This window comes from Gilliamella sp. Occ4-3, assembly GCF_001690675.1.
GTDB lineage: Bacteria > Pseudomonadota > Gammaproteobacteria > Enterobacterales > Orbaceae > Gilliamella > Gilliamella bombi.
In genome coordinates this window covers 1-22889 of sequence record NZ_LZHR01000020.1, presented here as the reverse complement: position 1 = coordinate 22889, position 22889 = coordinate 1, and the positions used below count along the sequence as shown (strand labels likewise).

The window sequence follows — 22889 nt, the reverse complement described above, 5'->3', positions numbered from 1 at the left end:
AAGCTATATCCTGTCAGCTAATTTTTGACCCACGCGAGTAACATCACCCACTTTAAGGTGGTTATTAAACTCAATCGAATTTGAGGCAAACAGTGTAATTACTGTCGAACCTAACTTAAAGCAACCTATATCTTGTCCTTTAGTTAATTTTATCCCGTTGGTATAAGTCCAACGTTTCATTATTCCTTCTCGTGGAGGGGTAACAATACCTTCCCATTGTACTTCTATACTACCAACAATAGTTGCCCCAACTAAAATTTGCGCCATTGGACCTAATTCGGTTTCAAACAAACAAATCACACGTTCATTACGAGCAAAAATATTAGGTATACTTTCGGTTGTAGCTTTGCTAACTGAAAATAGCGAACCAGGCACATAAATCATCTCACGCAAAATACCATCGCAAGGCATATGAAAACGGTGATAATCTTTAGGTGATAAATAAGTGGTTGCATATAAACCATTTCTAAAAAAGTTGATCATATCAGGATGACAGGCAAGTAATGATTCTAAAGAATAAAAATGCCCTTTAGCTTGTAACAGCTGTGTATCAAGAATAGTACCAAACTGACTAATTACACCATCAGCAGGCATAACAACAGCACTATCGGTGGTATCAATTGGCCGTGCATCCTCATTTAATTCACGAGCAAAAAAGTCATTAAAGGTTTTAAATTCTTTTACATCACTAATTTTTGCTTCGCTCAAATCCACTTTATACACTTTACAAAAAAGCATAATCATCCATGTTGTAACTTTACCTAACTGTTTTTTTGCCAACCAACCAAAAATAACGGTTAATAGCTGTTTAGGAAGAAGATACTGAATAATTGCTTTTAACTGATTTAACATAGATAACTCTCAAAATTATGTTATAAATAATACATTATACCAAGGTTTATAGACAAAGTGTAAAACCAACTTAAATCAATGATTTGTATAATTGATCATATACATATATAAATTTTGCCAATTCTGTTCAACGATGGCAATCGTTTAAAAACTTTTATCGCTATTGTTACTTAAACTGCGTTCATTACCAATAATTAAGGACAGTATTAATGGCAGTTTGAAATATTAAAGCTAGATTTAGTTACATAGGCGGTATAGTTATATTATCATGTTATAAGCAATCATATTAGCATTTAACACTACAAGAAATATATCGATTTAGTAATGGATTTAAAAACAATCTTTTTCCAGAAAAACTATTTATTTAGAAAAAGAGATATCAACGGAACTTAATAAAATTATTAAGCAGAGCATAAAACTCGATAGTATTGGTATGGATACTTGGGGCGGATTAAGTTTTGCTATGATAAAGCTGCTCAAGTTGCTGAGTCTACTTGCTCATATCGTGCAGTGTGCTGATAATATAATGCCACAAGTTTAATCTGTTGGACTCGGTATTTTATTACAATTGATAATATTTTTTGTGTAACTTAAAGGTGGTGCCGACATTTTTAAAGACCAAAAATATCAAAAAATACCAATAACAAATATTGATACTAAAATGCATATTGACTATCTATATTCAGTCAACAACCACTATTTTTATTTTAAGGACTTATTTTATAAAAATAAGTTAGGAAAGCATGCCGTTTAGTTTGATCAAACCTCAATTACTGATTTACTATAATAACTAATTTGCTCTGTATTGATGAAAATACAGTATAAAACATATCATGCATTGGGCCTGATTGTCCTCTAAATATTGTAAATACGATTACAGAAATTCCAGCTATAATAACCGCATATTCAACTACTGTTATGCCTTGCTTATTTTGAATAAATTTAGCTAAAAAAGTATTAGCTAGAATATTCATTATGTATTCTTTCATCACTTTACCCTTTCATTTAATATTATTTTTATGTAAATGAATTCTTTTTAATGTTTATTCTACAATTCTAACGACAAATAGAATAAAATTCAAGCAAATGGTTTTTATGTAATCGATTATTTGTTAAATAGTATTCAATAACATCAGTTTGATAATAGATATGTTGCCTTTAAGTAAATTTTTTTAACTTTAGGAAGTACTTGTAAGGTTTACAGTAATCTAAACAACTCCCAAAAAAATTGCGCTATATTACACAGTTATTTTAGTTAGTTTGTTAATAGCCTAAATTAAAAGAGTAGAAAAAACACCAAATTATCAATGATAAACACTGGGATTAAAATACATACAGACCATTTCATGTAACTAAAAAAGCTTGGCATGTTAATTTTATTTTGAATTGCAATGCTTTTGACCATAAGGTTAGGTGCATTACCAACATAGCTAAGAGCTCCCATAAAAACTGAACCCATTGAAATAGCGAGTAAGGTTTTTTCTAATATATTCATTAAAATAGTGGCATCGCCCGAAGCTAGATTAAAGAAGACCAAATAAGTGGGGGCATTATCTAAGAATCCTGAAAGTAGACCTGATAGCCAAAAATACATGCTATTAATCGGTTGTCCATGTTCATTTGTTACTAGTGATACAATTGGGGCTAATGCACCATGGCTACCTGCTCGTAAAATAGCAAGTACAGGGACGATAGTAATAAAAATCCCGATAAACAGCTTAGCAACTTCAATGATAGGCTCCCAATTAAATTCGTTACCGGCACGTACTTGTTTAGGGGTAATTAACATAGAAAATAGGGTAATCATGATAAAAATAATATCACGAATTAAATTTTGTAAAGCAATATGTGTTCCTAAAACCGTAAAATTAACCGATGAATGCCAAATACCAGACATTAACACGCAGGCAATAATGATTGCCAATAAAAAGATATTGCTTACACCATAAACCTTAATAGCGCTAGCTTTCTTAGCCGAAGTTAACGTAAGCGAATCACCATATTGCGTACGAAAGTAGTAGCAATCAATCTTATAATAAATTGCTAATAACAAAATTGAACTAAACAAAACTGGCAACAACATATGTTTAATTGTCCATCCAAAATTAACACCTTTTAAAAAACCAATAAATAAAGGTGGATCGCCCAGTGGTGTCAAGCCTCCGCCAATGTTTGCTACTAAAAAGATAAAAAAGACAATGGTATGTACGGCATATTTACGATTGCGATTAGCTCTAATTACAGGTCGAATCATTAACATAGCTGCGCCAGTAGTGCCCATGAGTGAGGCTAACAGTGTACCTATTGCAAGCAAGCCAACGTTTAGTTTGGGTGTGCTAAGCACATCGCTCTTAATTAAAATCCCTCCTGAAACGGTAAATAGTGCAAGCAATAACAAAATGAAAGGAATATATTCAGCTATAATTGCATGAGCAGTAAGATTGATGGTGGTTTGTAGACCAAAAGAATATAAGGCAAACAGTATAAACAGCATTGTCCAAAAAGTAATAATTTTGCCATAATGATAATGCCAAAGTCGCGACAGAAATAACGGCATAAATGCAATAGAAAATAAAATCCCTACAAACGGAATACTCCAACAAATCGATAAATTATCACCGCTAAAATCAGCAGCTAAAAGATCAAACGGTATTAATGTTAAAACGATAAAGGAACAAAGGACTTTCATTAATTTTTGTATTTTTATTTTTAAAGAGCTCAAATTATAACAAAGTGTTTTAGTTTTATCGAATTTTAAGATTTTTAATAAGGATTGAGCAATAATATTGTAACGGGAATTTAATAATATAAAAACCACCACAAACAACACCACAGTCAACTATAACCGTTTGATTTGGTTTAAAATAAAAACTCCAATAAAATCAATAGTCTACCTGAACGATTTTAGAGTAAAAACAACGCTACACCGTAGTCATTTTGATTAATTGATTTGTTCAGTTTTCGCATATTGCTGTTAAGTCGTTATAATAGCGGTTATTTGATTTTGGATAAAATAGGACAACCGTGCAAACGCCATTAAAAAAGCCCCAATTACATTGCAGAAACAAACACCGGAATGGCTATGATTTTGCAAAGCTCATTAAAATACTGCCTGAGTTGTCTCGATATGTAAATCAGAATTCCTATGGCAATTTATCGATCGATTTTGCCGATCCTTTGGCCGTTAAACTGTTAAATAAAGCCTTGTTATTTAATGATTATCAAATAAATTATTGGGATATCCCAGACGGTTTTTTATGTCCGCCCATTCCTGGTCGAGCTGATTATATTCACTATTTGGCTGATTTATTAGCTCAAGACAGCCAAAATAGCATTCCAACAGGTAAACAAATTCGGGTTTTAGATATCGGCGTTGGGGCTAATGTGATTTACCCTATTATTGGTTGTGCCGAATATGGTTGGTCATTTGTAGGGAGTGATATTAATCCAGTTGCGATCAAAGTTGCTTTGCTAATTACACAAGCCAATAGGTTATTAAAAAACACTTTGCAGTGTCGATTACAAAAAGACAGTGGATCGATTTTTAAGCATATTATTAAGCCCAATGAATTTTATGTTTTAACCCTGTGCAATCCGCCTTTTCATGCCTCAGCAGAAGGTGCGTTGGTAAGTACGCAAACCAAATTGAAGAAGTTAGGTAAGTTAATAAATTCCACTCAAAAAACTGTGCTTAATTTTGGTGGACAACATGCCGAGCTTTGGTGTCAAGGAGGTGAAAGAGCTTTTATTAGTAATATGATTAATGAAAGTACTCAATATAAAACTCAATGCCTGTGGTTTACTTCATTAGTTTCAAAAAAAGAGACCTTGTCGGTAATTAACAAAAAATTAAAACAAGCTGCTGTTGTTGAAAGCCGTATTATTCCCATGGCGCAAGGGCAAAAAGTGAGTAGGTTTGTAGCGTGGACTTTTTTTAATCAAACTGAACGCCAACAACTTTTATCAAAAAGTCATATAAAACAAAATGTTAAACATTATGAATAAATTGCCTTTATAGACCTTTTTGTTGTAAAAGGTCGTTTAAGTGTGTTTTGTTCATCTGCAATAAAAATTCCGATAGCTTATTGTTTCGCTTTTGGTTAAGATGGTGATTATTTAATCGCCGCTATTAACCCATCTCAATTTTCAATAACCATAGGAAATACCGATATGAAAAGTAATCAAACAGCTAAGCTCATTGAGCAGCTACAAGGTATTGTTGGACATAAATATACTCTAACCAATCCAGTACGCACATTGCCTTATCGTCAAGGTATTCGATTTGGTGAAGGTGATGCATTGGCAGTTGTTTTGCCGGGAACGTTAGTTGAACAGTGGCAGGTGTTAAAGGCGTGTGTTGAAGCGGATGTGATTGTTATCACACAATCCGCAAATACTGGATTAACTGGTGGTTCAACGCCTGATGGTAATGACTATGATCGTCCTGTTGTTATTGTTAGCACTCGTCGCTTGGATGGTATCAAAGTGATAGAAAATGGTGAACAAGTTGTCTGCTTACCAGGTAGTACACTTTTTCGTCTAGAAAAGGAATTAAAAAAATATCATCGAGGTCCGCATTCGGTTATAGGTTCATCTTGCATTGGCGCTTCTGTGATGGGTGGGGTATGTAATAATTCAGGTGGAGCACTGATTCAGCGTGGGCCTGCTTATACTCAAATGGCGGTGTTTGCTCAATTAGATGCGCAAGGGCAATTGCGTTTAGTTAATCATTTAGGTATAGAATTGGGTGATGAACCAGAAACAATTTTACAGAATCTTCAAAATCATACTTATACTGATAAGGATATTAAACATGATGCTGGGTTAGGCCATGATCACTATTATTGTGAGCATGTTCGTGAAGTAGATGCCGATACGCCTGCTAGATTTAATGCTGATCCTGCTCGTCATTATGAAGCATCAGGTAGTGCTGGTAGATTAATGGTATTTGCTGTGCGCCTTGATACATTTCCGTTAGAGAAAAAATCAGCCGTATTTTATATTGGTACAAATGATATTAATGAATTAAATGGTATTCGTCGCCACATTTTAAGCCAATTTAAAACCTTGCCTGTGTCAGGAGAATATATACATCGCGTGGCTTTTGATATTGCCGCAGTTTATGGGAAACCGACCTTTTTAGCCATTAAAAAGTTAGGTACAGATATGATGCCACGCATGTTTGTGTTTAAGAACTTTGTTGATCGTGTTACCGCTAAAATTCCATTTTTTCCAAAGAATTTTTCGGATCGGTTTTCTATCTTTGCTTGCAAATTTTTACCAAATCATTTACCAAAATCAATGCGTAATTATCGTGATCGTTATGAGCATCACCTTATTTTAAAAATGGCAGATGATGGGATTGCTGAAGCCGAGGCTTTTTTAAAAGACTATTTTCAAAATAAAAATGGTAATTATTTTTTATGTAACGAAAAAGAAGCTGAAGCTGCAATGTTACACCGTTTTGCAGCTGCGGGTGCTGCAACGGCTTATCGTAATGTACATAGCAAAACAGTGGAAAACATTGTTGCATTAGATATCGCACTACGACGCAATGATACCGATTGGTTTGAGACGTTACCAGATAATATTGATCAGAACTTTATTTATAAAATGTATTATGGGCATTTTTTCTGTTATGTATTTCATCAAGATTATATAGCTAAAAAAGGGGTGGATTGTGATAAAGTTAAGGAAGAGATTTTAGCATTGCTTGATCAGCGTGGTGCGCAATATCCAGCCGAGCACAATGTGGGGCATTTGTATCATGCCAATGAGGATTTGAAAAAATTCTATCACGAGCTTGATCCTACAAACAGTCTTAATCCGGGCATAGGTAAAACATCTAAGAAGAAAAATTGGGCTTAATTTTTTAAATTCTAGATACTATTAATAATTAAAACCAACCGCTAGAAATCACATCTAGCGGTTTTTTCAGAATAATATCACAATAGAACAATTAGTGGTTATTTAAATCACACCAACTTTTTTAATTGATATAAAATTTCTAATGCTTGTTTTGGTGTTAGAGCATCAGGATCAATCTGTTTTAACGCTTCTTCAACTTCCGAAGGTTCAGGTTCGTTGATAAAAGAAAGTTGAGATTGAGCAACGCCGCTGTTAGCTGTTTGTTTTGAAATAATCTCGAGCTCTTTCAATTTTTGTTTAGCTCGCTTTAATACTGCCTTAGGCACACCGGCAAGTCCAGCAACTGCAATACCAAAACTTTTACTCGCTGCGCCTTCAGATACTTCGTGGATAAAAGCAACGGTATTATCGTGTTCAATGGCATCAAAGTGGATATTATAAACACCTTGCATATGCTCGGGTAATTGGGTTAATTCAAAGTAATGAGTGGCAAAAAGCGTCATTGATTTGATTTCATTTGCTAAATTTTCGGCACAAGCCCAAGCTAATGAAAGCCCATCATATGTTGAAGTTCCTCGACCAATTTCATCCATTAATACTAAACTTTGTTGAGTTGCATTGTGCATAATGTTAGCGGTTTCGGTCATTTCGACCATAAAAGTGGAGCGACCAGATGCCAAATCATCAGAAGCGCCAATACGTGTAAAAATGCGATCAATAGGTCCAATGACTGCTTTTGAAGCAGGGACAAAGCTACCAATATAAGACAGTAATACAATTAAAGCAGTTTGACGCATATAAGTACTTTTACCGCCCATGTTTGGACCCGTAATAATTAACATACGTCTGCTTGGTAATAATGAGAGCGAGTTTGCAATAAATGGTGTTTGTAAAACTTGCTCAATCACCACATGTCGGCCATCTTTAATTTCTATTCCTGAGTCGGTTGATAGTGTTGGTTTTTGATAGTTAAGTGTTAATGATCGTTCCGCTAGGTTGGTAAGCACATCAAGTTCGGCAATGGCTTCAGCACTGATTTGCATAGTGGCTAGATCTGGCATTAATAGATCAAATAGCTGTTCGTAAAGTTGCTTTTCGAGTGCTAATGCTCGTCCTTTAGAAGTTAGCACTTTATCTTCGTACTCTTTAAGTTCGGGGATGATATATCGCTCAACATTTTTCAGTGTTTGACGACGAGTATAATGAATTGGTGCCAAATGACTTTGCCCACGGCTGATTTGGATATAGTAGCCATGCACAGCATTAAATCCAACTTTTAATGTGTCAATGCCAAGTGTTTCACGTTCTCGGATTTCTAACTGTTCTAAATAATTGGTTGCACCATCCGCTAAACTTCGTAGTTCGTCTAGTTCTGCATTATATCCAGTAGCAATAACCCCACCATCACGAATAATTACCGGCGGTGTTTCAACAATAGCCTGATTCAATATTTCGGTTATATGGTCAAATTGATTTATTTTTTTACGCAAGCTAATTAACGCAGGTGAAGTAAGACCACTTAATAGTGTTTGTAATTGTGGTAATAAATTATAACCATCACGTAAACGAGCAAAATCACGAGGTCGAGCCGTATGTAATGCAAGTCTTGCTAAAATACGTTCCAAATCACCAATTTGTTTTAATAATGGATTAACTTCATCAATATAATTTTGTAATTCGCCAATAGCTTGTTGTCGATTTTGTAATATAGTCAAATTACGAATTGGTGAATGCAACCAACGTTTAAGCATACGGCTACCCATTGGTGTTTGAGTTTTATCAAGTATTTCAGCTACAGTATTTTGAGTTCCACCAGATAGGTTTTCGGTGATTTCTAGATTACGACGTGTTGCGGCATCTAACACGACAAAATCATAAGCCGACTGTTTGATAATTGAACGTATATGAGGTAGAGCTGTGCGTTGAGTATCTTTTACATATTGTAACAAACAGCCAGCTGCACAAAGTGCATAATTACACTCTTCCACACCAAATCCAATTAAATCATTAGTGCCAAATTGTAGATTAAGCTGTTGTTTTGCTGTTTCAAGATCAAAGTCCCATTGTGGACGACGGCGCAATCCAGAGTTATTTTCAATTAATGGCATAGATTGAAATTCTTCCGGATATAGCAATTCGACAGGACTTGTACGTTGTAATTCGGCTTGCATTTCCTCGAAATTGTCACATTCAAAAATATAAAATCGTCCTGAACTGATATCGAGCGTGGCATAGCCGTAATAATTTTTATATTGCCAAATTGATGCCAGTAAATTGTCTTTGCGATCTTCTAATAATAGCTCATCACTTACTGTACCAGGAGTTACAATACGGACAATTTTTCGTTCTACTGGTCCTTTACTAGTAGCTGGATCGCCAATCTGTTCACAAATAGCAACAGATTCCCCTAGTGCGATTAATTTTGCTAAATAACTTTCAACCGCATGATAAGGCACTCCCGCCATAGGAATCGGTTCACCATTTGACGAACCACGCTTTGTGAGCGAAATATCTAAAAGTTGCGAGGCACGCTTGGCATCATCATAAAACATCTCATAAAAATCACCCATACGATAAAACAATAAAATATCAGGGTTTTCAGATTTAAGTTTTAAATACTGCTGCATCATTGGGGTGTGGTTGGCTAAATTGTCTTTATTAGTCATGGTGGTTTTTCTTTTTTTTATCCTTCAACGTAATAAGTAAATTCATTAGTCTAACAAAGAACCATTAAAAAGCATAAATTTGTACTGGTTCTTATTTTTAGTTTAATTATAAATTATGATAAATGTAAGTTGTATAATGTAATCATCTATATAATAATTTTATTATAACTGATTATTGGTTTATTACAGAGGCTATTTGGGGCTTAATGTAAAATGGATATGCTTGCATTTAATTAAAGAATTGGACTCATTACGAGCCCATTATTCTAAATTATGTACTTTTTATGTGTTTTTTATATTCAACATATTGAAATCTATTATAATCGTATCGGTTGTTATTGGGCTAATGGTTGGGTATTGCTACAACAATGTGAACAACAATATTACCAAAACAGTAAAATGATAGATATAGGCACTGTCTAGTATTTTGGTCAGGAACAATCAGCTAAAAGAAAAATAAGCCAATAAATCATTTTATACCAATGTGCCTTATAATTATGAGTTAATAAGTTTTATTTTTAAGGGAGTCAAGCATGTTTGAAAATCCTCGATGGGTACGAGATTTGTTACGTTTTTTACCACTTAAAAGTCAATTTGTATTATCAGGTAATATCCGAGATTTACAAGCTTGCGAGATAGTCCCTTCTGTTATTACACCACAATCTTTTGAATTAACCGTTTATCGTTGCTTAAAACAAGTCGGTTATGAGCATGTTGTGATATGGGATCCCTTGTCGGGCTTTCGATGTTTACAAACAGCCGACTTTCCTGCCAACAATACCGATCAATTATTACAAAAGTTAGGTTTAACACCAGAAAATGGCAAAGCCACAGGTGGTGTTGATTTATTGAGTTCTGTATTAGAACGGCTTGTTAATTTTGTTGGAGATCCCATTGCTTTATTGGTGGATTTTGCTTCTCAATTAAGTGTGCGCACCGATAATTTAACGCCAGCTGAACATCAATTATTTACACGAGCATTGATTTTGTCTCATCAGGCAAAAGTACGTCCTGCAGGGGAAAATCGCCAACCTTTTTTTAATACAGTGCTATGGGTTGTGGAAAAGGAGGGGGATTTACCGGATTGGTTCTTGGTGAATAATCCTAAAGTAAGATCTATTTCTGTCGCTAAACCAGATCATATTGCTCGCCGAGCTTTGGCAGGTGCATTAATTAAGGGAATAGCTCATGCCCAACAATTACCAGATGAGATTTTAACTCAAGCCGAAAAAACATTCGTAAATAGTACAGAAGGTATGCTGTTATTGGATATGAACGCAATTGCTACATTGGCACGAGTAGAAAATATAGGTGTTAACGTAATTGCTGATGCTGTACGGCGTTATAAGGTGGGGGTGACAGAGGATCCTTGGCAAAAAATAGATAGAGAAAAAATACAGCAGGCAGAAACCTTTATTTCGCAGCGCGTAAAAGGGCAAATGCATGCTGTGACACATATGTTAGATATTGTTAAGCGTGCAATTACGGGAATCGGTGTTAACCGTAAGGGCAATCGACCTCGAGGGGTAGTGTTTTTAGCTGGGCCTACAGGGGTTGGTAAAACAGAGTTAGCAAAAACTATCACCAGTCTATTATTTAATGATGAAAGCGCATATATCCGGTTTGACATGTCTGAGTTTAGCTCAGAGCATTCAGATCAACGTTTAATTGGAGCACCTCCTGGTTATGTGGGGTATGACGTAGGCGGCGAGCTGACTAATGCAATTCGAGAAAAACCTTTTAGTGTTGTGTTATTTGATGAAATTGAGAAAGCGCATCCCCGTATTTTGGATAAATTTTTGCAGATTTTAGATGATGGTGAGTTGACTTCAGGAAGAGGAGATAGAGTTTATTTTTCTGAAGTGCTGATTATTTTTACATCTAACTTAGGCATTTATAAAATGACAGAAAGCGGAAAACGAGAGGTGAATGTTAGTGCCGATGATTCTTTTGATGTGGTACAACTAAGAGTAAAAAATGAGATAGATCATTATTTCAAGGTGGTACTAAATCGTCCTGAAATTTTGAACCGGATCGGGGAAAATATTGTGGTATTTGATTTTATCCGCCCAGAAATTGCTGAACAGATTTTTGAACAAATGGTGGCTAATATTTTAAATGATTTTAAGCAAACAGGACTGACATTAACCTTTAGCCCTAATGCCATGCATAGCCTAAAAATGTTAGCTTTAACTGATCTTTCTAATGGTGGGCGAGGTATTCGTAATCAATTAGAAGCACATCTTTTAAATCCACTGGCACGTGAGTTGTTTGCTTTAAATCCTCAAGCTGGGCAGCATGTAACTATTACCTCAGTGCAAGCTAATGCAATAACATTGGAGTTGTAGAATGGTAAAATTAGGTTTATCTCGTATCCATTTTCCGGTGACGACACTAGGACCAGGTAATAGAATAGGTATATGGTTTCAAGGATGTCGTTTAAGGTGTAAAGGTTGTATTTCAGCTGACACATGGGGCACGGTCAAAGAGTTTGTTGATGTTGACGAATTAGTCGATAAACTAACACCTTGGTTAGCACAAGCTGATGGCATTACTATTTCAGGTGGCGAGCCTTTTGATCAAGTGAATGCCTTATCTACCTTATTACAACAGCTTAAACAAAAAACGACCATTGATATTTTAGTGTATACCGGTTATTCATTAGAGCAAATAACCGAACATTTAATTACGATTAAACCTTATATAGATGCATTGATAACCGATCCCTTTCAATACCAAACAGCGCAAACGTTACAACTTAGAGGTAGTGATAATCAACGGCTACACTTTTTTACACCTTTAGGAGAAAAACGGTTTAGATCTTATCAAACCACCGTGAACGAACAAGAAAAAGCACTGGATGTAATGTTTGATGAAGATGGAACGGTTTGGTTGGCAGGCATTCCTAAAAGAAATGACATGCAGCTATTACAAGATATGTTAGCACAACAAGGCCACCGTATAGTATTAACAATCGATAAACCCCGAGATTAAGGAAAAACAATTATGGCAATGATGCGTTTTTGTCCTCATTGTGAAACAGAAAGATCACTTTATGAGATTTTTTGCGAAGGAACTATTGAGACAGGAGTTTGCGGTTGGGATTTGTCGAACGAACCGATTCGTGAATCAGGTTGGCGACCGTTGTCTATTGTTACAGCCGAGGAGTTAACCGAGCAAATAAGCTCATTGCCACATTGTGTTAATGGTCACCCGATGGATGAAGGGGATTTGATGTGCATGGTGTGCGGTGGGGATTTAGCCGAGTTAGATGTTATAGAACAAGAGGTAATATCTGCGACAACTCAAACCTTAGAACCTGCGTCAAAAGCAGTGGAAACAACAATTGATAACTGGCGAATATTAAATACATTAAGTACCATAGATGGGACTAGAGAGCGCTATTTAGCCGAGAGAATAGAAGATAAAAAAAGAGCCGTCTTAACACTTTATCATGCCGGTGCCGAGCCTGATGTGGCGATTTATGACGTATTAAAACAACTACCTAAAGAGCACGTTCCTGAAATTATTACTGCAGGTCGTTGGAATGCTCAAGCTTATGTGGTAGCGGAAGAACTAACAGGAGGAAGCTTATCAGATCTTGGTATTGTTATGACCGATCTTGTTAGCATTAAGCATGTTATGGCAGAGTTAGGTCAAGCTTTACAGGCGTTTACCGAGGTAGGATTAAGACACTGTGATTTAAGACCTGAAACATTGTTAGTAAGAACTAAAGATCCTTTAGATTTGGTGATTACAGGTTTTGGATCTGCTCGTTTATCAGAATTTGATTTAGAGGTTATATCGCCTTTAAAAACAACTCGCTATATGGCACCTGAAGTTATTGCAGGTGGCGTTAGCGTTGCATCGGATTGGTGGAGTCTGGGGATTATTCTATTAGAGCAATTAACCCAAGGGCAATGCTTTGCTGGTGTGAATGATCAAGCTTTTTTAATACAAATATTAACCAATGGAGTAACAATTCCTGATAACTTACCAACACAATTACAACAATTATTAAAGGGGTTATTGGCTAAAAACCACCATGAACGTTGGCAATGGCCACAAGTGCAGGCATGGCTACAAGATCAAATGGTTGCCGTGCCAGAAGCCTTATCAAGCCCTCAACACGAATTAGGTTCAACAATTCAGCTAGGAGAGCGACATTATTCTGATATTAAATTATTTGCCTTAGCTGCAGCTGATCCGCTTTATTGGCAAGAAGCATGTGATCATCTTGTAAGAGGTTTAGTCACAACATGGTTAGAAAAGGCTGAGTTTGATGAGCAAATACTAGCTAAAGTAAGAGAAGTTCTACGTCAACTTGATTTAAGCGACGACTTAAAGTTGATGTTAGTACTTAAGATATTAAATCCTGATATGCCATTGGTACTCAAAGGCGATATTATTACACCAAGTTGGCTATTACAGCATCCATTACAAGGATGTCTATTTATTGAGGGATTTATCCCCCATGTTTTACAAGATTTGGAGATTTGGCTGTGGCGTTTGCAAGAAAGAGCAAATACAGTTAGAAGACGAGCCGATAATTTGCAAATTCGCTTGGATGAAGAAACGCTAAAGATTCATCTGCTTTCTACATCGCGCGCTCAATTAACTGCATTATGGGAGGAGCGATTAGCTATTTTTCCTGATGCCAATAATGTTGGAATTTTATCATTAATTGAGCGACGAGCAATCAGTGAAGAAGATTTGATTGTATTGCTAAGCGCTCAGATCGGGCAATTCAAATCGATAGATAATGTAACGCAAGAAGTTTTAAAATTAAGTGATCAGCATTCAGTCGTAACGGTGGATGAGCAAGAATTAAAAGAATTAATGCGCCAACCTAGATTAGCACTTTATCAAATGCTTAATGAGCGTATTGAAGGTTTTGCTTGTATAGGACATGAGCAGCTAGATGCTTGGACTGAGCAATACCGATTAGAAAAAAGAATGCCTTTTCACCAGTTGTTACTGTTATTAAGTGTGCCGGCAGAGCAATGGATAAAACCGCATAAACAGCAATATATTTCACAGATTATTGATTTCTTCCATAAAAAAGTTTCTGCCTCAGTATTGCAAGGACCTTTAGTTCGAATGCATTTAGGGCTGTACATGCCACGAATCGATATTTATTTACTAGGTACAGAGCGTAAGCCCGCAGAAGCATTATTAGATCATCTTGTTGCACGTAATAGCCGTCAAATAAGTATCGATCTGATGGCATTTCAGCAAGATCAATATTTAGAGCGTAGATTAAGTAATTTATATAGACAATCTTCTTTGTACAAAAGAGATACCGGCATTGATGATTTGTATATGGGGTTTCCTTTCTTAATTTATCAAGAACCCACAGCATATCGATTACCTCGTATTGCACCATTGCTGTTATGGCCGATAAAACTTCATTACGAGCTTGGTGCAAGAAATCATATTGCCTTTTCCTTCGATCATGATCGGGAAGAAATTAGAATTAATCCTGCTTTGGAAGGAATATTAGGTAAGAGCTTATATCAAACATGGAAAAATACATTAGATGAATTATTAACCCGTTCCGCTTTATCTACACAGGAAATTATCGATGCTCTTAGTATATTGGGGAACCCTTTATCAAGAAAAGTACAAGCCTTACCATTTAAGCAAGAGATAGAGCGAGGAAAGCTATACTTAAGTTGCTCAGCTGTGTTTTTTAATGTTAATTTTATGGGGCAATCGATAGGTGAAGAATTAAATAAACTGAAAAAAATATCTCCTATTGGCACTGCATTAGAAACCGCATTACGATTAAAATCTTACCAAACTTTAGCGGATATTCCTGAAAAAACACCCGAGCTAGAGCGCTATTTTACCGTTGCAAGCGATCCCTCTCAAGAAAATGCAGTACTTCAATCAAGACAATATCCTGGACTATTGATTGAAGGACCTCCAGGCACAGGAAAGAGCCAAACCATTGTCAATATGATAGCCGATGCGATTGGTCGTAATAAAACAATTTTGCTTGTCTGCCAGAAAAAAGCTGCGCTTGAAGTTGTTTATAAAAGACTTGTAGCTGAGGGGCTTAATAATCGCGCAATAATGATCAATGATGTGAATGCTGACCGCAATATAGTGATTAGTAGTATCCGAGAGCAACTTGATAGACTATTTAAGTCACCAGTAGATACTCACTGGGAAGCTAAAAGAGAACAAATTGCAAACCAAATTACTCAGTTAGAACATCAACTCGATAGTTATCACCAAGCTTTGCATCATGTAGATGAACAGACAGGATTAACTTATAGAGAATTAATAGCTGAATTGATCAGTTTAAATAAGCAGCCGAGTACATTTGTAGCACCACAACTTAGAACCGTATTAAGTGCATTAAATAAAGTACAATTAGCCGAGCTAGAAGATGAATGTGCATTACTGATACGTTATTGGCTACCAGCGAATTACGAGCATACGGCATTAAGTGAGTTGCGTGCTTTTTCGCATGAGCCAGCAACCCTCAGTGATTTTAATCATTTCTTTACTGATTTTATGGAAGCGGAACATAATCGTACAGTTGTGTTAAACATTAACCAAGCACGATTTGATTTAAATGATCCTACCCCCTATCAACACTGGATAGAAACTGATGGACAGATGTTTTTAGCAATTTCTGACAGTGTAAGAATACAACTAAATAAATGGTCTTCGCTTTTTAAAGTCGACGCTGCTAAACAACAAAGTTCATCAGAAGGTTATACACTGATAACAGAGCTAAAGCTGCTTGAAGAACAATTGGCCGTTATTAGTGATGCTTCGTGGTGCGATTTATCGCCTAAGTTATGTTTGTTAGAACAGCAACCGCTCGATAAATTAACAAAGCAAGCTAGCCGCATGATGACACCAACTTCTTGGTATAGCTTTTTAAGTATTACGCGATATTCTGCAAAGAAAAATTTAACGCATTTCTTAATGCAACAAGGTGAAATATCTGATGGAACACGCTTCCCAATGCTTTTTCACGCATTGATTTTAGAGCAACAATATCGCCCTATTCGTAATAAATTACAGTGTATTTTTAAACAATTACAATTACCGATACCTGATAATACAATTGGCATTAAAATGGCTGGACTCATTAATGAAACGATAGTTACTTTAGAAGAAGTAATGCAACTATTTAACAAAATAATGATCGCCCCGAGAACCGAAGAGGTAGAAGCAGCGTTATTAAATAGCAAACCGGCCTTTGAACAACTTTTAGCTGATTATACTACAGCTTTTAATCGTTACTTTGCTCGAAAAGAAGCACTAGAAAAATTAGCTAGGATTGAACACTATTTAAGCCCTTCGCTTTATCAAAGCTGTAAAACAGCGATAGAAAACAATGTGTCAACGGAACCTAAACTATTAGACATCAAGCAAGCTTTACCTAGCTTGGCTGACTACCAATATTTTAGAAAAAGAGCCGAACAACTTTCAGCCACTTCCTTACAGTTGCTAGCTAAATTGCGTAGTTACCAAGAACTATTGAAACAAATAGCGGTAACTGATTTAGAAAAAGTATTTAGGCAATTGGTCAATGGAGAAGCTTATCAAGCATGGAAAGAAAGAATAGAGTTAGCCTATCCAATCTTATTAATTAATGATGAAGAAACACAAAAACGAATTAAATTATTAGCTGCAGCTGACCTTGAAATGCGAGCTTTGAACCGCGTATTACTTGAACAAAATATTCCTATTAAAGAATTAGGATCATTAAGACAGTGGGAAGATATTACAAGGCTAACAGGTGTTAGAGCTAGGCGTTTAAGAGAATTTATAGAACAAGGTGAAAAATTAGGCTTAATGAAACTTAGATCTATCTGGTTGATGAATCCTGATGTGGCAAGTCGTTTATTACCTTTAAAAGCAGGCTTATTTGATACGGTTATTTATGATGAAGCTTCTCAAATGCCGATACAATACGCTATCCCAACCCTTTACCGTGGTAAAGTATTGGTAGTAAGTGGTGATGAAAAGCAAATGCCTCCTAGTAATTTTTTTGCTAATCAAATAGAAATAGAAGAAGCTGATTTAAATCTGTCTTATGATGAATTAAGCGATGAAGAACAAGAAGAATTACAAACCGGTCAATGGAATTGTAGAGAAATTCTGGATTGCCCTGATTTGTTGCAATTAGCACGTTCAGTATTACCAAGTACAAGCTTACAAATTCATTATCGTTCTGCTTATCGTGAATTAATTGCTTATTCTAATGCAGCTTTTTACAATAATCAGCTTAATGTACCAGTACGTCATCCAAAATCGACAATAAAACAAGTTCAACCTATAGAATTTTTACAGGTTAATGGAGTTTATCACAATCAAACAAATCTCACCGAGGCAGAACAAGTGGTGGAAAAGGTTGCAGAGATTTGGCAATTACCGAAAGAACAACGTCCTTCACTCGGTGTTGTTACATTTAATAAAAAGCAGGCTGATTTGATTGAAGACTTATTTAATAAAAAAGTCCGAGAAAATGAGATATTTCGAACCCTTTATCTCGAAGAGACTCAGCGTGTAGAGGCGGGTGAAAACATGTCTTTTTTTATTAAAAATGTAGAAAATGTACAAGGTGATGAGAGGGATATCATCATATTTTCTACGACATTTGGTCGAAACAAAGAGGGCGTGTTCCGTCGTAACTTTGGCGTGCTTGGACAATTGGGAGGAGAACGTCGACTCAATGTTGCCATCACACGGGCAAGAAAAAAAGTAATATTACTTTGCTCTATGCCAATTGAAGATATATCAGATATGTTAGCATCACAGCATCAGCCAATAAGCCCAAGAGATTACTTACAATGTTATCTGGCATATGCTAGAGCCTTGTCGGCTGGAGACTTCGTTACAGCACAAAGCCTTTTAAAAGGTATTATTGCCACTACTGAAACTCAAGCAACAAAATTAATCGAATCTCGACAAGATGCGCTTTTAAATGATGTAGAAATGTTTATACGATCACTAGGGGTGTCTTATACCAAAAATTCAGGAACAGGCGTTTTTGCTTTAGATTTCGCAATAGAAGATCCTAAAACACAACTTTATATAGTGGGCATTGAGTGCGATGCTCCAACACACCCTTTATTGGCTAATGCTAGGGCTAGAGATATTTGGCGTACGGCGGTGCTAAACAGATCTATTCCTCATATCATTCGTATCACATCGCATGAATGGTATGAACAAAATGAACAAATTAAAGCCAAGCTTAGACAATTAATAAATGAAACGCTTGCCACAGGAGAAACTCATGAGCGGTCCTAAAGTTGTACACATAGTGACACGAGAAGAAATAATAGCTACTTGCCAAGGGATATTAGCCCAACTTGATCAAGCCATTAACCAATGGCAGCGTGCGATGCAAAACTTAGCAATTACCGATGATACGTTTTTGCAAGGCATCATCAACACACGAGAAAAATTTAATAAATTATTAGCTGAAGATAAATTTTCAGATATTCAACGACTAGTACCTATAGAAATTAAACAGCTGCAAGCGGATATTATTGAACGTAAGCAAGTCATAATAACAACATTAGCGAAGCAACGTGAAGAAGCAAGACAAACCAAAGAAAATGCTCAATTGTTGATAAATGCAATAGCACAAAAAGGGCTGCACCTACCAAAAGCATTACACAATGAACTGACACAAATAATACAAGGAAACTACCAAGGCTCAGCAACAGCTGTATTTAACCAAGTCTTTGGTTATTTAGTACCTGAACAACAAACGAATGTGTTGACGGCAAAACAACAAGCAATCTTAAATAGCATGAATGTAGATAAATCAACACAAACTTATACAGATTGGCTAACTAAACATCAAACCTCACAAAGGGATCCGCGCTTTAACCGAATAGATCATTACTTAAGTGAACTCGCATTAGAAAATAAAAATGTCTATCAATCTTTTATGCAACGATTAAACATAGCAGAAACAGAAACAATAAAACAACAACAAAATTTATTACTAGATAGTATTTTATTAGATTTATCAAAAACCGTACAAGAAGCCAAAAAGCGTACCCAATTATTGGCTAAATTAGAACTCATTGTAGCGGAGTTGAAACAAAAATCAGTAGAACCTTTAAAGTTAGATATTCAACAATTGGATCAGTTAACTATAGATGAATTAACAACATTAGTTGAAAATTGCGAGCAGCAACTTATAAAAGTAACCAACACCATAACCGCAACTTACAGGCAGCAAACTTTACTTCAATGCTTATCTAAACTAGGTTACGAAGTAAGGAGTGACATGCAAACTCAATGGATTAAAGACGGGCGATTAGTCATTCGCAATCCTGCCACACCAGGATATGGTATTGAATTTACAGGACAGGCTGAAAACCAACGGATGCAACTTAGAGCGGTCAGATTTACTCAACAAGAAGATCGACAACGAGATAAAGATATAGAAACACTATGGTGTAGCGATTTTGCTAAATTACAAGCATGGCTTGCTAAGCAAGGAGATTCATTAATACTAGAAAAATCACTCCCTATTGGACAGGTTGCTATAAAACAAGTTAACGAAGAACAAAATGGTACAATAATAAAAGAAAACGTAAAAAAATATTTTTAGTAAATAAAATATATTATCTGTAGGAATTCCTCACGTTGTTTACAGTAATTTAAGAAACACTGTAATAAATATCCTTGAAAAAAACAAAATTAACGCCTTACCACAGACAGGTGATAGGGCGCTGATATCATAAAGAAAAATTATTATCACCAATTTAGCTAAACACTTTATAGTCAAATGTGTAACTATCCCCTAAAATAGTACAGCAAAAAAGTAGAAAATTCTCTATGATAAAAGAAAAGGGGATTTAATTATGAAAAAAATGACTGAACATCAAATCGTCGCTATTTTAAAAGAAGCTGAAGCGGGTATTCCGGTTAAAGAACTGTGCCGTAAATATGGCATGGGTAATTCAACTTTCTATAAATGGCGAGAAAAATATGGCGGAATGGAAACTTCGGATATCAAACGCTTAAAGGAGCTGGAGGCTGAAAACCGCAAGCTTAAGCAGATGTTTGCCGAACTGAGTTTAAAATCCCAGCTTCAGGAAGAAATTATAAAAAAGCTTTAGTGCCCACAAAGGCACGTAAAACGTGGGCACAGCAACTACAACAAAATCATTCAGTTACTATTGCTATGAGTTGTGCCATTGTTGGCTTAAGCCGTTGTGCTTACTATTATCAACCTAAGTTACAAGATGATTCGGTGATTGTTTCGGTATTGAATGCTATCACAGACCGGCATTTACGTTGGGGCTTTCCTAAATGCTTTAATCGTATCAAAAAGCTGGGCTATAAATGGAATCATAAACGGGTAGAACGATTTAATCGTACCTATCGTACTGAAGTACTCGATTTATATCTTTTTAACAACTTAGCACAAGCAAGGAGAATAACCGAAGAATGGTTAACGATTTATAATACCGAAAGACCGCATGAGGTATTACAAGCAGCATGATTTTCTACGTGAGTTGTGTACTAAGTTTGGGATATTTACAATTTGATTTTTTGTCAAATAGACATTTGATAATTCTTTATAAAACTTTATTAATCGATTAATTGGATATAAAATATTTTTTGCTGTTTATTTTGCCAAGTGATTGAGTATTTGAAAGTACCTGACTTCATTAAAGTTGCTTCTTGTAAATATGCCTGACATAGATACTGTTTATTATCATTATCAGTACGGAGTGTTTTTTGATTAACAATAGTCGGTCTTTTAAAACCTTCTCTTGTGTAAATTTCTTTTAATATATTTTCTGCATCTTTACTATCACATTTTGGCGGCATTTCATCTCCACAACCAGTTAATAAAAAACAGCCTAATAATGTAAATATAAATATTTTTTTCATCAGTTTTCCTTAATCAAATAACATTTTTAATATAATTAATCAGTTTTTTTGTCATTTTCTTGTTCTTTTTTACTATATACAGCATCCCCAAAAGTGAATCCCAGCTTAAAATTAATGCCACGATAATGTATCTTTTATCAAGGGTTGAATTGTATATATCAATACTCCTACAAAATTCACTAAAAAATAAGAAATATATAATGTTTTTCTATAAAAGGGCTATATTGCCCTTTTCTTTGCTAAAACGAATAACGAACACCAATAGTTAAATCAGTTGTGCTAAGTTTTAATGATGAATTTGAGCTATTATCATTTGTTGATACATTTACTTTTCCTCCGTAAGTATATCGAGCTTGTAAATCTGTCGACCAATTGTCAGTTATTTTATAAGAAGCCCCAATACCTGCAGAGTAGGCAAAGCGAGTTTTGCTTTTGGAATCTGTATCGGCATCCTCATTGTCTCCGCCTTTTACAAGTCCTGTTCGTTCATATTTCAAAAACGCAGTACCAACACCTAGTGATGCATAAGGTGTGAAATCAGTTCCTGTATCAATATCATAATAGGTATTTAACATTAATGTATTCATACGTGTTTTTATGCTTAAATAGTAATCAGCAGTTTGTGCATCTCCATCGTCATCGATATATGACACATTTCGCGAATTGGTATTTTTATTTAAATTGCCACGTTTAGTAAACATCAATTCAGTGCGAATAGGGATACTAAATTGAGGTTTAAAGTTATATCCAATTCCTACACCACCACTAAGGACAGTCTTATTTTGAGATCCAAATCTCAAATGACTAGAATTTATATCGTCCTCATTAAAGTGATGCTCTATACTTTTTGCTTTTAGCCAACTTGCACCTATTTGGCCATTAATGTAAAGGCCTGATGTTTCTGCATAAGAAAAGCTACTTATACTTGTTAAAAAAGCTATTGTAATAAACGATTTCTTCATTTTTATTCCTTATTTTGCCTAAATTGACTTTTAAAAGTATAAATTAAAAATATAAAACTATCAATAATGGATTTGTTTATTTATTTTTGTATCAATAAAGGATGTTCAATAAAAAGACTAACATCTCGACAATAAATACCAATTTAAATTTTAGTTATGAGCAAAGACATTTAATGGCAAAAGTACCTGTATCTGATATAGATAAAAAAGTAGGAAAGCGCATACAACACTGTAGAAAAGAAAACAATTTAACTATAGCTGAGTTATCTGAACGAGTAGAGTTATCAACTCAGCAATTATCTCGCTACGAAAGAGGGATTAATAAAATTAATCTGGATCATTTAACTAAAATTGCACATAAATTAAATACACCAATAAGTTGGTTTCTTATTGATGAAGAACAAAGTTATATCTTTAATAGTTCCAATAAAGTAAGTGAAAACAAAACGGGATATTATTCTACACAAAATGATCTAAAAGCCCGTTTATTACAACGTTGGGATATGTTATCAGTTGAACAAAAACGGGCAATTATCATTTTGATTGATACAATGTAATAAAAAATAAGTTTTTATTTTAAGATTTTAAAACTTTTTGGAGCTTTGTTAGACGTTTTTAGATGATAAGATCATATATATAAATAAGTAAT

12 protein-coding genes and 3 pseudogenes are annotated in these 22889 nt (G+C 35.2%); 9 read left to right on the top strand and 6 right to left on the bottom strand.

Going from position 1 to position 22889, the window contains the following annotated elements; all coding sequences use genetic code 11:
* Positions 1 to 6: 6 nt before the first annotated feature.
* From asd to A9G44_RS01700, 3 genes and pseudogenes are all read right to left on the bottom strand, one after another.
* Positions 7 to 852, bottom strand: a pseudogene (asd, locus tag A9G44_RS01710) (archaetidylserine decarboxylase); the annotation flags it as partial.
* A gap of 770 nt (positions 853 to 1622) precedes the next feature.
* Positions 1623 to 1841, bottom strand: a complete 219-nt coding sequence (locus A9G44_RS01705; RefSeq protein WP_065575583.1) for a Flp family type IVb pilin — start codon at positions 1839 to 1841, stop codon at positions 1623 to 1625.
* 287 nt (positions 1842 to 2128) lie between these two features.
* Complete coding sequence (locus tag A9G44_RS01700; protein ID WP_065609001.1) at positions 2129 to 3541, bottom strand: sodium:proton antiporter; 1413 nt, start codon at positions 3539 to 3541, stop codon at positions 2129 to 2131.
* A 335-nt stretch (positions 3542 to 3876) separates the two neighbouring features.
* On the opposite strand from A9G44_RS01700, the gene rlmF reads away from it, so the two are divergent.
* Both rlmF and dld read left to right on the top strand, forming a co-directional pair.
* Complete coding sequence (gene rlmF, locus A9G44_RS01695) at positions 3877 to 4857, top strand: 23S rRNA (adenine(1618)-N(6))-methyltransferase RlmF (protein ID WP_065608992.1); 981 nt, start codon at positions 3877 to 3879, stop codon at positions 4855 to 4857.
* Positions 4858 to 5022: 165 nt separating this feature from the next.
* Positions 5023 to 6720 carry a D-lactate dehydrogenase gene (dld, locus tag A9G44_RS01690; protein ID WP_065608991.1) on the top strand — a complete coding sequence of 566 codons (1698 nt, stop codon included), beginning with the start codon at positions 5023 to 5025 and terminating at the stop codon, positions 6718 to 6720.
* A 107-nt stretch (positions 6721 to 6827) separates the two neighbouring features.
* On the opposite strand, the gene mutS is transcribed toward dld, so the two are convergent.
* Positions 6828 to 9386, bottom strand: coding sequence for a DNA mismatch repair protein MutS (gene mutS, locus A9G44_RS01685; protein WP_065608990.1), 2559 nt, complete (start codon positions 9384 to 9386; stop codon positions 6828 to 6830).
* Between the two features lie 533 nt (positions 9387 to 9919).
* Here mutS and A9G44_RS01680 point away from each other — a divergent pair.
* The 6 genes and pseudogenes from A9G44_RS01680 to A9G44_RS13920 form a co-directional block, all read left to right on the top strand.
* The gene (locus tag A9G44_RS01680) at positions 9920 to 11734 is read left to right on the top strand and encodes an AAA family ATPase (RefSeq protein ID WP_065608989.1); all 1815 of its coding nucleotides are present in this window, start codon (positions 9920 to 9922) and stop codon (positions 11732 to 11734) included.
* 1 nt (position 11735) lies between these two features.
* On the top strand, positions 11736 to 12380 hold the full coding sequence (locus tag A9G44_RS01675; protein WP_065608988.1) for a 4Fe-4S single cluster domain-containing protein: 645 nt from the start codon (positions 11736 to 11738) through the stop codon (positions 12378 to 12380).
* 12 nt (positions 12381 to 12392) lie between these two features.
* The gene (locus A9G44_RS01670; protein ID WP_218837504.1) at positions 12393 to 18665 is read left to right on the top strand and encodes a protein kinase domain-containing protein; all 6273 of its coding nucleotides are present in this window, start codon (positions 12393 to 12395) and stop codon (positions 18663 to 18665) included.
* Entirely contained in the window at positions 18652 to 19986 is a 1335-nt protein-coding gene (locus A9G44_RS01665) for a hypothetical protein (RefSeq protein ID WP_065608987.1), read from the top strand. The genes A9G44_RS01670 and A9G44_RS01665 overlap by 14 nt, the downstream gene beginning before the upstream one ends.
* Positions 19987 to 20239: 253 nt before the next feature.
* Positions 20240 to 20462 (top strand): annotated as a pseudogene (locus A9G44_RS13635) (transposase); the annotation flags it as partial.
* Between the two features lie 277 nt (positions 20463 to 20739).
* A pseudogene (locus A9G44_RS13920) lies at positions 20740 to 20883 on the top strand (integrase core domain-containing protein); the annotation flags it as partial.
* 89 nt (positions 20884 to 20972) lie between these two features.
* Here A9G44_RS13920 and A9G44_RS01650 read toward each other — a convergent pair.
* Complete coding sequence (locus A9G44_RS01650; RefSeq protein ID WP_065608985.1) at positions 20973 to 21278, bottom strand: hypothetical protein; 306 nt, start codon at positions 21276 to 21278, stop codon at positions 20973 to 20975.
* Positions 21279 to 21517: 239 nt separating this feature from the next.
* Positions 21518 to 22240, bottom strand: a complete 723-nt coding sequence (locus tag A9G44_RS01645) for an outer membrane protein (RefSeq protein ID WP_065608984.1) — start codon at positions 22238 to 22240, stop codon at positions 21518 to 21520.
* Positions 22241 to 22413: 173 nt separating this feature from the next.
* Here A9G44_RS01645 and A9G44_RS01640 point away from each other — a divergent pair, with 173 nt between their 5' ends.
* Positions 22414 to 22797 carry a helix-turn-helix domain-containing protein gene (locus A9G44_RS01640; RefSeq protein WP_034915655.1) on the top strand — a complete coding sequence of 128 codons (384 nt, stop codon included), beginning with the start codon at positions 22414 to 22416 and terminating at the stop codon, positions 22795 to 22797.
* Positions 22798 to 22889 lie beyond the last annotated feature (92 nt).